Origin of the sequence: Nocardia xishanensis NBRC 101358 (assembly GCF_001613365.1) — a bacterium.
In the GTDB taxonomy this organism is placed as follows: Bacteria; Actinomycetota; Actinomycetes; order Mycobacteriales; family Mycobacteriaceae; genus Nocardia; species Nocardia xishanensis.
In genome coordinates this window covers 84,259-96,541 of the sequence record NZ_BDCF01000001.1, presented here as the reverse complement: position 1 = coordinate 96,541, position 12,283 = coordinate 84,259, and the positions used below count along the sequence as shown (strand labels likewise).

Annotated in this window: 10 protein-coding genes and 1 tRNA gene; 4 read left to right on the top strand and 7 right to left on the bottom strand. The window is 68.5% G+C overall.

Going from position 1 to position 12,283, the window contains the following annotated elements:
* Positions 1-2: 2 nt before the first annotated feature.
* From NX1_RS00480 to NX1_RS00450, 7 genes are all read right to left on the bottom strand, one after another.
* Complete coding sequence (locus tag NX1_RS00480) at positions 3-647, bottom strand: DUF2461 domain-containing protein (protein WP_068051882.1); 645 nt, start codon at positions 645-647, stop codon at positions 3-5.
* 28 nt (positions 648-675) lie between these two features.
* Entirely contained in the window at positions 676-1,512 is an 837-nt protein-coding gene (locus NX1_RS00475) for a DUF4190 domain-containing protein (protein WP_068051879.1), read from the bottom strand.
* A 211-nt stretch (positions 1,513-1,723) separates the two neighbouring features.
* Positions 1,724-1,999: a hypothetical protein gene (locus NX1_RS00470; RefSeq protein ID WP_068051876.1), complete on the bottom strand. Its 276-nt coding sequence runs from the start codon at positions 1,997-1,999 to the stop codon at positions 1,724-1,726.
* Between the two features lie 78 nt (positions 2,000-2,077).
* Positions 2,078-2,803: a hypothetical protein gene (locus NX1_RS00465; protein ID WP_068051873.1), complete on the bottom strand. Its 726-nt coding sequence runs from the start codon at positions 2,801-2,803 to the stop codon at positions 2,078-2,080.
* Positions 2,804-2,941: 138 nt separating this feature from the next.
* Positions 2,942-3,922, bottom strand: coding sequence for a ribose-phosphate diphosphokinase (locus NX1_RS00460; protein WP_068051870.1), 981 nt, complete (start codon positions 3,920-3,922; stop codon positions 2,942-2,944).
* Complete coding sequence (gene glmU, locus NX1_RS00455; RefSeq protein ID WP_068051867.1) at positions 3,919-5,409, bottom strand: bifunctional UDP-N-acetylglucosamine diphosphorylase/glucosamine-1-phosphate N-acetyltransferase GlmU; 1,491 nt, start codon at positions 5,407-5,409, stop codon at positions 3,919-3,921. The genes NX1_RS00460 and glmU overlap by 4 nt, the downstream gene beginning before the upstream one ends.
* Positions 5,410-5,498: 89 nt before the next feature.
* Positions 5,499-5,569: transfer RNA gene (locus tag NX1_RS00450), tRNA-Gln, on the bottom strand.
* Positions 5,570-5,933: 364 nt separating this feature from the next.
* Here NX1_RS00450 and NX1_RS00445 point away from each other — a divergent pair.
* The 4 genes from NX1_RS00445 (at position 5,934) to NX1_RS00430 (ending at position 12,269) form a co-directional block, all read left to right on the top strand.
* Complete coding sequence (locus tag NX1_RS00445) at positions 5,934-6,548, top strand: TetR/AcrR family transcriptional regulator (RefSeq protein ID WP_068051864.1); 615 nt, start codon at positions 5,934-5,936, stop codon at positions 6,546-6,548.
* 181 nt (positions 6,549-6,729) lie between these two features.
* Positions 6,730-7,377, top strand: coding sequence for a TetR family transcriptional regulator (locus NX1_RS00440; RefSeq protein WP_068051861.1), 648 nt, complete (start codon positions 6,730-6,732; stop codon positions 7,375-7,377).
* 504 nt (positions 7,378-7,881) lie between these two features.
* Complete coding sequence (gene mfd / locus NX1_RS00435) at positions 7,882-11,499, top strand: transcription-repair coupling factor (RefSeq protein ID WP_068051857.1); 3,618 nt, start codon at positions 7,882-7,884, stop codon at positions 11,497-11,499.
* Positions 11,496-12,269: a nucleoside triphosphate pyrophosphohydrolase gene (locus NX1_RS00430; RefSeq protein WP_084500720.1), complete on the top strand. Its 774-nt coding sequence runs from the start codon at positions 11,496-11,498 to the stop codon at positions 12,267-12,269. The genes mfd and NX1_RS00430 overlap by 4 nt, the downstream gene beginning before the upstream one ends.
* Positions 12,270-12,283 lie beyond the last annotated feature (14 nt).

The window sequence follows — 12,283 nt, the reverse complement described above, 5'->3', positions numbered from 1 at the left end:
GCCTACGCGTTCGCCGGGCCGACGATGGCGGTCATTCGATCTATGAACGGCCGCATCGTCTCCCAGGCCTTGCGCACTTCCTTCGCGGCGCGCGGCGTCTCCAGCCATTCGGGGGCGCCGAACTGGCGGCTGCTGGTCAGCGACTTGTGGCGCAGCAGATCGATGCGGGGATGGTCCGCGTCGTAGCCCTTCGGTTTGGTCTTGAGCTTCTCGCCGCCGATGGTGAAGCCCGCTTTGGTCAGCTTGGCGAGGATCTTCTCCAGCTCCGGACCGCGCACGTCGTCGTCGATCGCGGTGCGCAGCTGCGCTACCTGCTCGGACGACCCGGAGTAGAAGCCGCCGCCGACGAACAGCCCGGCGGCGCTGATCTGCACGTACCAGCCGACGCCTGGCGCGGTGCCGACCACCGCGCCCTGCGCCGTCTTGTACGGGGACTTGTCCTTGGCGAAGCGCACGTCGCGGTAGGGGCGGAAGATCTTCGCGGATCCGAAATCGGCTTCCAGCTCCGCGGTGAGCGCGACCATCGGCGCGCGCACCGACTCCTCGTACACCGACTTGTGCGCGTTCCAGAACGTCTTGGAGTTGTCGGCCTCCAGGTCCTCGTAGAAATCCAGCCCGGCCAACGGAAACCCACCGAAACCACTCATAGCCGAGAACTTACGACGGGGCGCCGACTCAATTCTGGTCGGGGACCATCTCGGCGTTCAGCACCAGGAAGCTCAGCACGAGTCCGGCGACCAGCGCGACACCGGAGGCGATGGCGGCCCAGCGGCCGAGCGGCTCGCCCTTGTTGTGCCCCAGGATGCCGAACACGATCCCAGCCGGGCCGAAGAGGATCGGGCACAGGACCAGCGCCAGCGCGGCGCACACGAAACCGAGGATCGACATGGTCTGCGTGCCTGGCTTGCGCGGCCGCCCGGTGTCGTCGTAGGGCTGGCTTTGCTGCGGATAGGAAGGGAAGCCGCTTCCATATGGCGACTGCCCCGACGAGTAGTCAGGCTGGCTGCCGGGCGGATAGCCCTGCTGGTCGCCGCCGGGATAAGACTGGCCGCCGCCGGGCGGGTAGCCGGACTGACCGCCTGGATACTGGCCGCTGCCGGGATACGGGTGTTGTTCGCCGGGCTTCTCGAGCGAGGGGTAGCCCGGATAACCGGGCTGTCCGCCGGAGGGGTACTCGGGCTGTCCGCCGGACGGATACTCCGGCTGACCCGCCCCCGGCTGATTCCAGCCCTCCGGCCCGGTCGACTGTGGCGCCGCGCCCGTCACGGGCGGTTCCTGCGCGCTGCCGGACGACGAGGACTCCCCGCCGCCCGAGGACGACATAGACGGCTGAGTCGTCTCGCCGGGGAACTGCCCGGCCGATGTGGGCGTCGCCCATTCGGTGCCCGTCGGCTCGGGTTCCTCCGCCTTCTTCGACGGCGAGGACGAGGCCGCGGACTCCTGGCCCGACTGCGGTGCGCTACCGGTCGGCGGTGTCTCGGACGACTCGTCGGGATTCTTCGGTGTGGTCATCAGCGGCCTCCTGGTCGTGTTCGCCTCGCCAACCCCCGGGTACCACGTGATTCGAGCTTTATCGCCGCAGGGCGCAGGTGCGCCTGGACGGGACACCGCCGCACCTGATCCGCCTCAGCCCCGCGCGACCGGAGCGGAGGTACGCCTGCCAGGCACTGCCGGGCGTCCCCCGTCAGCCCCGCGCACGGCTGGAGCGGAGGCGGCGGTACGCCTACGAATCCGAATCGTCCAATTCGGTGTCGTCGATGATCCCCATCGCCGCCTCTTCGGCGGGCAGGGTGGATTCGGCCGCGTCCTCGGCGCGTTGACGGCGACGCGTCCAGCGCTGGTCGAGGTCCTCGCCGATGCCGAGCCTGCCGTCGTCCTCGCTCTCCCGGTCGTGGATGGTGAGGTTCTCGGGCGGGTTCTCGATGTAGCGCTCGTATGCGCGGATCTCGTCTTCCTGGTCGTCGTCGCCCATGTCCATGTCCAATCGGTCACGGTTCATGGGTCCCAGTATCGTCCCGCCGGTGCCGGGACGGGGCCAACTCGACGCCGGGAATTCGCGAATCGGTCGGGCACGCGACTAAGAGGAGAAGTTCGCGACTCCGATCACGAAAACGACCAACAGGATCGCCAGCACCAGTACCACGGCGTTCGCGATGGCCGCCCATTTGCCGAGCGATTCGCCCTTCGAGTGACCGACGAATCCGAGAATGATGCCAGCCGGTCCGGTGAGCAGGATGGGGAAGAAGCAGAGCGCGGTTCCGATCAGGCTCAGGCCAAGGCAGACGAAGCTGATGATCGACAGTGTCTGCGTCTGCGTCGGCGCGTACGGCCCAGCCGGATACGGCGCGTAGCCGCCGGACTGCGGGGCGGCCGGATACGCCGGGGCCGCCGGATAACCCGGTGCGGCCGGGTATGCGGGTGCTGCGGGGTAAGCGGGGGGATACGCGGGCGCGGCCGGGTAGGCGGGCGGCGCGTCGTAGGGGCTCGGTTGCTGCGGATAGCCCGTGGGCGGGGTGCCCGCCGGTACGCCGTCGACCGGCGGATAACCGTAGACGCCACCGGCCGGATACTGCGGCGGCGCGGGCGGCTGATAGGTGGGCACCTGCGGTGCGCTCGCCGAATTCGGCTGATACACCTGGGTTTCCGGGGCGGTGCCCGGGCCGTATCCCTGCCCGGACCGGTAGACCTGGGTCTCCGGCGCCGTGCCCGGCTGATACACCTGAGTCTCCGCCGAACGGGCGTCGTCCTGTGCTCCTGCCTTACCGAAGTCGATGCCGGGTCGCGGTTCCTGTGGCGTGCTCACGGTGCCCCCCTCTAGGTATTCGATTGCCCCACATGGGTATCACGTTCGGCCGGCCATCTCCAGCGCGTTCCGCCCGGCCGCCGAGACGACGACGGCCCGGGCGCGAAGCCCGGGCCGTCGTCGATGGCTATGCGATCGTCACGCGTTGCCGTTGAACAGGCCGGTGACCGAACCGTTCTCGAAGACCTCGCGGATGGTGCGGGCCAGCAGCGGCGCGATGGACAGCACCGTCAACTGCGGGAACTTCTTGTCTTCGGTGATCGGCAGGGTGTTGGTCACCACGACCTCGCGCGCGCCGCACGCGGTGAGGCGCTCGGCGGCGGGGGAGGAGAGCACGCCGTGCGTCGCCGCGATGACGACGTCGCCCGCGCCCGCCTCGCGCAGCACGCGCACGGCCTCGGCGATGGTGCCACCGGTGTCGATCATGTCGTCGATCAGGATGCAGGTGCGGCCGTCGACGTCACCGACCGGACGGTGCGACTTCACCTGGTTGGGCACCAGCGGGTCGCGGGTCTTGTGGATGAACGCCACCGGCGCGCCATCCAGCGCGTCGGCCCACTTCTCGGCGACCTTCACGCGGCCCGCGTCGGGCGAGACCACGGTGATGTTGTCCAGGCTGTAGTTGGCGCGCACGTGCTCGGAGAGCTGGAACAGCGCGTGCATGTGGTCGACAGGACCGTCGAAGAAGCCCTGGATCTGGTCGGTGTGCAGGTCGACGGTGATGATGCGGTCGGCGCCGGCGGTCTTCAGCATGTCAGCGACCAGGCGGGCCGAGATCGGCTCGCGGCCGCGGTGCTTCTTGTCCTGGCGCGCGTACGGGTAGAACGGCAGCACCGCGGTGATCCGCTTGGCCGAACCGCGCTTGAGCGCGTCGATCATGATGAGCTGTTCCATCAGCCACTGGTTCACCGGCGCCGGGAAGCTCTGCAACACGAAGGCGTCCGAACCGCGGACGGATTCCTCGAAGCGAACGAAGGTCTCGCCGTTGGCGAAGTCGCGGGCGATCTGGGGCGTGACGTGGACGTCGAGTTCCTTGGCGACCTGCTCGGCCAGCTCAGGATGGGAGCGTCCCGCGAAGAGCATCAGGTTCTTCTGGTTATCGATCCATGACGCGGTCACTGCTGTTTGCCATCCTTTTGCTCGATTGCCTGACCCGACATCTCGTCGGCCGCGATCGCCGCCGCTGCCGCGATCGCCGCCGCGGTCCCCGGCCGGTACCGCTGCACCCAGTTCTCAATATTGCGCTGTGCTCCACCCGATACCGCGAGCGCACCCGGTGGAACGTTTCTGCGCAGTACAGTACCCGCCGCCGTATACGCGCCGTCACCCACGGTCACCGGCGCGACGAACATGGTGTCGCTGCCGGTGCGCACGTGCGATCCGACCACGGTGTGATGCTTGCGCACGCCGTCGTAATTGACGAAGACGCTGGAAGCGCCGATGTTGCTGTGCTCGCCGATCGTCGCGTCCCCCACGTAGGTGAGGTGCGGCACCTTGGAATGCGCGCCGATGGTGGCGTTCTTGGTCTCCACGAAGGCGCCGAGCTTGCCGGAATCGCCGACCACGGTGCCCGGACGCAGGTAGCTGAACGGTCCGATTGCCGCGCCCGGTCCGACGGTGGACTGCTCGCCGTGCGTGCGCACCACCTTCGCGCCGTCGCCGACCACCACGTCGGTGAGCGTGCTGTCGGGCCCGATCTCGGCGTCCTCACCGATCACCGTCGCGCCGAGCAGTTGCACGCCCGGTCTGAGCACGGCGTCCCTGCCGATCCGCACGCTGGCGTCCACCCAGGTGGTGGCCGGATCCTGGATGGTCACGCCCGCGCGCATGTGGCGTTCCAGGATGTAGCGGTTCAGGGTGCGGGCGGCCTGGGAGAGCTGCACCCGGTCGTTCACCCCGGTGACCTTGGCCGCGTCCAGCAGGCGGGCACCGTGCACCGGGTGCCCGGCTTCGCGGGCCAGCCGCAGTACGTCGGTGAGGTACAGCTCGTGCTGCGCGTTGGCGGTGGACAGCCTGCCGATCATGGTGCGCAGCACCGCGGCGTCGAACGCGTACACGCCGGAATTGACCTCGTTGATCGAGGCCTGCTCGGGGGTCGCGTCGGCGTGCTCGACGATCTCGACGACCTGACCCTCCACGTCGCGGATGATCCGGCCGTAGCCGTTCGGGTCCTCGGGGACGAACGTCAGCACGGTGACGCCGGGACGTTCCGGGTAGCTGCGGTGCTCGTCGAGCAGCGCGGACAGCGTGTGCCCGTCCAGCAGCGGCACGTCGGCGGAGGTGACCAGCAGGTCGCCGCTGAAGTCGTCGGGCAGCGAGCGCAGCGCGCACTGGACGGCGTGGCCGGTGCCGAGCTGCTCCTCTTGGAGCGCGGGGATGATGTCGCGGCCGAGTTCGGCGGCCACTTCGGCGACCGCGGCGCCGACTTGTTCTCTGTCGTGGCCCACCACCGTGACGAGGTAGGCGGGGTCGATCTCGTTCGCCGCATGCAGCGCGTGCGCGAGCATGCTTCGGCCGGCCAGCGAATGCAGAACTTTGGGGGTCTTCGACCGCATTCGCGTCCCGGCTCCGGCGGCGAGAACGACGACGGCGGTCTGCTGTGGCATGGATCTCCCTCGGCTGCCTGTCATCGTGCTGGCTGTAACGTGCTTGGTCAGCGATGTGCGGGGCCAACGATAGTCACCGTGCCGGTGTGCTCCGCCGCCAGGACTCGAACCTGAACTATCTGAACCAAAATCAGAGGTGCTGCCATTACACTACGGCGGATCGCCACACCGGCGGACCAATGAACCGCCGCTGTGCCTCGGCACGGGTTGAATCCTCGCACGAAGACCCGTCTCACGTCGAACCGATACCACCTCCGCGCGCGTTGTCGAGGCCGCCGGGTCGCCGACGGCTGCGGAGACACTCGCTGTCTGGAACGGTTGTCCTCGCGCGGTAAGGTTCTGCGCGAGGGCGCGGTACCCCGCAGGCGCCCCAGGCAAACGACTGATTTCGCAAGCACATGGACAACTCGCCCGGAACGCCGGAAACCCGCGACGGCCAGCTCGGTGGCCAGGCGCGGAACCGGCGAGCAGCTCACGACCGGCGACCTGACACGGAGAGGCGGAACAGCGTGTCTCGTCCACGGATGACGGGAACTCAACGGCGGCAGCAGTTGATCGAGATCGGCAGGGCGCTTTTCGCGGAACGCGGGTACGACGCGACCTCGATCGAGGAGATCGCGCAGCGCGCCCAAGTCTCCAAACCCGTAGTGTACGAACACTTCGGCGGCAAAGAGGGCCTCTACGCGGTGGTCGTCGACCGCGAGATGTCGATGCTGTTGGACATGATCACCTCCTCGCTCACCCAGAATCGTTCCCGGGTTCGGCTGGAGCAGGTGGCGCTCGCGCTGCTCACCTACATCGAGGAGCGCACCGACGGCTTCCGCATCCTGGTGCGTGACCAGGTCGCGACCACCGACGACGGCCGCTATTCGAGCCTGCTCAACGAGGCCGTGAATCAGGTCGCGCACATACTGGCGGGCGACTTCGAGCGGCGCGGTTTCGACACCAGCCTGGCTACGCTGTACGCACAGGGTTTGGTGGGTATGGTCTCAACGGCCGCGACGTGGTGGCTGGACGTGCGCGAGCCATCCAAAGAGGTTGTGGCAGCGCATCTGGTGAATCTCTGCTGGAACGGTCTGAGCCACCTCGAGGCCGATCCGCAACTGGTTTCGGAATGGCGCGCCGGCACGTCGGATTGACCGGTTGTTAACCAGCGAATTGCGATGGAGGCTCGGTCGAATGCTCGAATTGACTGTCGTGCGCCCACCTGGTGGTACGGTTCACCCATCCTCTGGGTGCTGTTCGGGCGGTATGTCGGTCTTACTTCGGGATGTCGGTCTACTTCAGGATGGCTGGTTTTAGGGATGACAGGCGGATCTGATGGCTAGGCAAGCGCGCGCGGAGATCACCCGCGATTCCGTCCTTGCGGGCGCTGCCGATGTCTTTCTGCGCTTGGGATATGCGAACGCGAGCCTGAGCGAGATCATCGCGCAGTCCAACGTGACCAAGGGCGCCTTGTACTTTCACTTCGGTTCGAAGGAAGAACTAGCGCGCGCCGTCGTCGATCAGGGCAACGAGCGATTGATCAGCTCGTGCCAGGGCTTCTTCGATCCCAGAGTGCCCGCGCTCGAGGCGTGTATCGGCATCACCTACGTGGTGGCCGACCTGTCGATGAACGATCCGATGGTCGGCGCGATGCTCAAGCTGACCCACCAGATCGGCGACTACCGCGGCGCCCAGGGCGACAACATCGCCAAGACCTGGGGCGACACGTATCGCCTTCTGGCCGAACGAGCCATCGCGCAGGGCGATTTGGAGTCCGATCTCGATCCCGAGGTCGTCGGCCTGCTGTTGCAAGAGGTCACCGCGGGCGTGCACATCGTCGCGGTCGGCACCGAGTCGATGGACCAGATGGCGACCCGCATGGAACGTGCTTGGTACTTCCTCCTCCCGTCCATCGTCCCGACGGAAAAGCTTTCGTACTTCCGCGAATTCGCCGCCCGCCGCCTGCGCCGTTACGTGCCGTAGGCGCCGGAAGCGTAGAAGCGCAACAGGTTAGGGGCGCGGGCAATTCAATGATCGCGTATACCAACGGGAGTGGTGAAGCAAAGGGCCCGCCACGCCGAATGTAGACCGGCAAACCCAGGTTTGGGCCTAACCGGTCGCGCTTCAGCCGTTCGACACACGCCTGTTCCACAGCGCGATCCCCGATTCACCGCCACTGCCGCTCGTCGTCCATCGGCGTGCGCCGGCCGTTGGTGCTCTGCGTGCGCCGCCCGTTGGTGCTCCGCGTACGGCGGTCGTCCGGTGCCGTCACGATGGATGCGACCGTGGTCGGCTCACCCACGGCATCACGCCGCCCGCGGTCGCTACGCCTTGCGCCGAACCGCCAGATCCCGCCCTCCCGACCACCCCGAGGGCGAGTCCTACGAGCCAGGAAGCGAGACAAAAGGGGCCGCGAACCCGCGCGCCCCGGCGCGCCGTAAACTCAGCTCGCCGCTCGAAATGCCCGCTTGAGCTCAGGAGTTGTCGATGTCCACCCACCGTCCACCACTGGCAGGACTGGTCGCGGCGGCCGGAGCGGACGCCGCGCTGCGGACGGTCGCCGAGCTGATCGGGAAGTCGTCGGTCGAGTTGGTGGGGCCTTCCGCGGTGCGCCCGTTCGTGGCCGCGACGGTGGCGGCCAAGCGGCCGCTGGTGGTGGTGACCGCGACGGGCCGCGAGGCCGACGATCTGACGGTCGAGTTGCAGGAGATCCTCGGCGAGACGGTCGCGCAGTTCCCGTCCTGGGAGACCCTGCCGCACGAGCGGCTGTCGCCGGGCGCGGACACGGTCGGGCGCAGGCTGGAGGTGCTGCGCAGGCTCGCGCACCCCGAGGACGAGGTGTTCCCCGAGCCGCTGCGCGTCGTGGTGACCACCGTGCGTTCGCTGATGCAGCCGATGGCGGCCGGGCTCGGCGATATCGAGCCGATCGTGTTGCGGGTGGGCGCCGAGTTCGATTTCGACGAATTGCTCGTTCGCCTGGTCGAATTCGCTTACACGCGAGTGGATATGGTGGGTAAGCGCGGCGAGTTCGCGGTGCGCGGCGGCATCCTCGATCTGTTCCCGCCGACGGCCGACCATCCGGTGCGCGTCGAATTCTGGGGCGACGAGGTGACCGAGCTGCGGCCCTTCGCGGTCGCCGACCAGCGGTCGCTCGGCGATCTCCAAGTGGACGTGGTTGTCGCGCCGCCGTGCCGTGAGCTGCTGCTCACCACGCAGGTGCGGGCGCGTGCGGCGGAGGTGGCCGAGGCGAACGCGGCCGACGCGGCGCTGGTCGAGATGCTGGAGAAGCTGGCCGAGGGCATCCCGGTGGACGGCATGGAGGCGCTGCTTCCCGTGTTGCAGCCCGGTGAGCTGCGGCTGCTGACCGAACAGCTGGCCGAGGGCACGCACGTGCTGCTGTGCGATCCGGAGAAGATCCGCACCCGCGCCGCCGACCTGGTGCGCACCGGGGAGGAGTTCCTCGAGGCGTCCTGGACCGCGGCCTCGTTCGGCGGCGCCGCGCCGCTCGGCGGGCACGGCCTCGATCTGGCGGCCTCGTCGTATCGGGCGTTGCCGGAGATTCACGAGAGCGCCGACCGGCACGGCCTGGCGTGGTGGAGCCTGAGCCCGCTGGAGTCGGGTGATCCCGCCGAGGTCGTGCTTCCGGTGCTCGCCGGTCCGGCGGCCCGCGGCTCCGATGAACTGGTAGCGACGATCTTCGCCTCACTGCGCGCGCACGTTGCCACCGGCGGGCGCGCCGTGGTGGTCGTGGCCGGTCACGGCACCGCGCAGCGCGTGCTGGAGCGGCTCGCCGACGCGGAGGTGCCCGCCGCGGCACTGGACACGGGCGCGGAGCCGACCCCGGGCGTCGTCGGCGTGCTGTGCGGTTCCCTGCACGACGGCCTGGTGTTCGAGGACGCCGGGCTGGTCGTGGTCGCCGAGTCCGATCTGACCGGTAACCGGGTCACCGCGCCGGCCGAGGGCAAGCGGCTGCCCGCCAAGCGGCGCAACCAGGTGGACCCGCTCGCCTTGAACGCGGGCGACATGGTGGTGCACGACCAGCACGGCATCGGCCGGTTCGTGGAAATGATCGAGCGCACCGTCGGCGGCGCGCGGCGCGAGTACCTGGTCATCGAGTACGCGCCGAGCAAGCGCGGCCAGCCCGGCGACCGGTTGTTCGTGCCGATGGAGTCGCTCGACCAGCTCTCCCGCTACGTCGGCGGCGAGATGCCGAGCCTGTCCAAACTGGGCGGCTCCGACTGGGCGAACACGAAACGCAAGGCGCGCAAGGCCGTTCGCGAGATCGCCGGTGAGCTGGTGCAGCTCTACGCGGCGCGGCAGGCGGCGCCGGGGCACGCGTTCGCCCCGGACACGCCGTGGCAGCAGGAGATGGAGGACGCGTTCGCGTTCACCGAGACGGTCGATCAGATGACCGCCATCGCCGAGGTCAAGTCGGACATGGAGAAGCCGGTGCCGATGGACCGCGTGGTCTGCGGCGACGTCGGCTACGGCAAGACAGAGATCGCGGTCCGCGCCGCGTTCAAGGCGGTGCAGGACGGCAAGCAGGTGGTCGTGCTGGTGCCGACGACGCTGCTGGCCCAGCAGCATCTCCAGACCTTCACCGAGCGCGTCGCCGGGTTCCCGGTCACCGTGAAGGGGCTGTCGCGGTTCACCGATCCCGCCGAATCGCGGGCAGTGCTGGAGGGCATGGCCGACGGCGCGGTCGACATCGTGGTCGGCACCCACCGCCTGCTCCAGACCGGCGTGCGGTGGAAGGATCTCGGCCTGGTCATCGTCGACGAGGAGCAGCGCTTCGGCGTCGAGCACAAGGAGCACATCAAGGCGTTGCGCACGCACGTCGACGTGCTGACCATGTCGGCGACCCCGATCCCGCGCACCCTGGAGATGAGCCTGGCCGGCATCCGCGAGATGTCGACGATCCTCACCCCGCCGGAAGAGCGGCACCCGGTGCTCACCTACGTCGGCGCCTACAACGAAAAGCAGGTGACCGCCGCCATCCGCCGCGAGCTGCTTCGGGACGGCCAGGTGTTCTATGTGCACAACCGGGTCTCCTCGATCGACAAGGCGGCCAAGCGGATTCGCGATCTGGTACCGGAGGCGCGGGTGGTGGTCGCGCACGGCCAGATGAACGAGGACATGCTCGAGCAGACCGTGCAGGGCTTCTGGCAGCGGGAGTTCGACGTGCTGGTGTGCACCACCATCATCGAGACCGGCCTCGACATCTCGAATGCCAACACCCTGCTCGTGGAACGCGCCGACGCGCTGGGTCTTTCGCAGCTGCACCAGCTGCGCGGCCGGGTCGGGCGCAGCAGGGAACGCGGCTACGCCTACTTCCTGTATCCGCCGGAGAAGCCGCTCACCGAGACCGCCTACGACCGGCTCGCCACCATCGCGCAGAACTCCGACCTCGGTGCGGGCATGGCGGTGGCCATGAAGGACTTGGAGATTCGCGGCGCGGGCAACGTGCTCGGCGCCGAACAGTCCGGTCACGTCGCCGGCGTCGGCTTCGACCTGTACGTGCGGCTGGTCGGCGAGGCCGTCGAGGCGTATCGCGCCGCGGCCGACGGCAAGCCGATCACCACCGAAGAGGTCAAGGAGGTCCGCATCGACCTACCGGTCGACGCGCACATCCCGCCCGACTACATCGCCAGCGACCGGCTGCGCTTGGAGGCGTACCGGAAACTGGCTGCGGCCCAGGACGATCCGGCTCTCGCCGCAGTGGTGGAAGAGCTCGTCGACCGCTATGGTCCGCTGCCGGTCGAGGTGGGCCGACTGGTGTCGGTGGCGAAGCTGCGGCTGGTGGCGCGCGAGTACGGTGTGACCGAGATCGCGGTCACCGGAACGACTTTGAAGGTCTCGCCGCTGCTGAACCTGCCCGACTCCAAGCAATTGCGGTTGAAGCGGCTCTACCCCAGCGCGGGCTACAAGGCGGCCAGCGGTGTGGTGCAGCTTCCGCTGCCGAGGGTGGAGGACAGCGTCGGCGCCGAGCGGGTCCGCGATGTGCAGCTGCTGCAGTTCGTCGCCGACCTGCTGCTCGCTCTGGACGGAAAGGCCAAGGGCGCGGTGGATCTCACGGTGGACACCGAGGCGACGGCGGCTCGATGAGTACTCCGGACGACGGCGCGGGGGTGGGTTCCGGGCCCTCCGCGTCGGGCAATGGCGCATCGGAGAGCCGGGATTCGACCCGTTCCGCGGGTGACGTGGCGCTGGTTGCCGCGGGACTGGCGGGGGCCGTCGAGGTCATGGACCGGCTGTGGAACTTCGGCGGCTGGGAGGTCACCCAGACCCACGACTCCCTTCGCCCCTACCTGCTGGAGGAGACCTACGAACTCCTCGACGCCATTCAGCACGCCGACGCCGAGACCATCAAGGAAGAACTCGGCGACCTGCTGCTCCAAGTGCTCTTCCACTCCCGAATCGCCCAAGCCGCAGGCGAATTCACCGTCGACGACGTGGCGGCCGCCTTGGTCGCCAAGCTCGTCAACCGCAGTCCGCATCTGATCGATTCCGGCATCGCGCCCGATGCCACGATCGAGGAGAAGATCGCCGCCCAGGAGCGGGCCTGGGAAGAGCGCAAGTCCGCCGAGAAATCCCGCCGCTCGTGCCTCGACGGCATCGCCATGGCTCAGCCCGCGCTCGCGCTCGCCGAGAAGATCGTCGCCCGCAGCACCAAAGCGGGCCTACCCGACGATCTGATCCCGCCCGACCTGCGCATCGTCCACCTCGGCGGACCCGACAGCGCCGAAGAACGCCTCCGCAAAGCCACCCTCTCCTTCGCCACCGCCATCCGCGCTGCCGAAGACGCCGCCGAACTCGCGCGCGGCGCCCGTGGCCAACTCGACCCGGCGGATTGGCGCCGGTACTGGCCGAACTGACGGACCCCCGAGTT

Excerpts from the sequence above, each read along its gene's own strand:
- NX1_RS00470 (WP_068051876.1), bottom strand. The coding sequence starts at position 1,999 with ATGAACCGTGACCGATTGGACATGGACATGGGCGACGACGACCAGGAA.
- NX1_RS00440 (WP_068051861.1), top strand. The coding sequence starts at position 6,730 with ATGGCTAGGCAAGCGCGCGCGGAGATCACCCGCGATTCCGTCCTTGCG.
- NX1_RS00480 (WP_068051882.1), bottom strand. The coding sequence starts at position 647 with ATGAGTGGTTTCGGTGGGTTTCCGTTGGCCGGGCTGGATTTCTACGAG.
- glmU (WP_068051867.1), bottom strand. The coding sequence starts at position 5,409 with ATGCCACAGCAGACCGCCGTCGTCGTTCTCGCCGCCGGAGCCGGGACG.
- NX1_RS00430 (WP_084500720.1), top strand. The coding sequence starts at position 11,496 with ATGAGTACTCCGGACGACGGCGCGGGGGTGGGTTCCGGGCCCTCCGCG.
- NX1_RS00475 (WP_068051879.1), bottom strand. The coding sequence starts at position 1,512 with ATGACCACACCGAAGAATCCCGACGAGTCGTCCGAGACACCGCCGACC.
- mfd (WP_068051857.1), top strand. The coding sequence starts at position 7,882 with ATGTCCACCCACCGTCCACCACTGGCAGGACTGGTCGCGGCGGCCGGA.
- NX1_RS00445 (WP_068051864.1), top strand. The coding sequence starts at position 5,934 with ATGACGGGAACTCAACGGCGGCAGCAGTTGATCGAGATCGGCAGGGCG.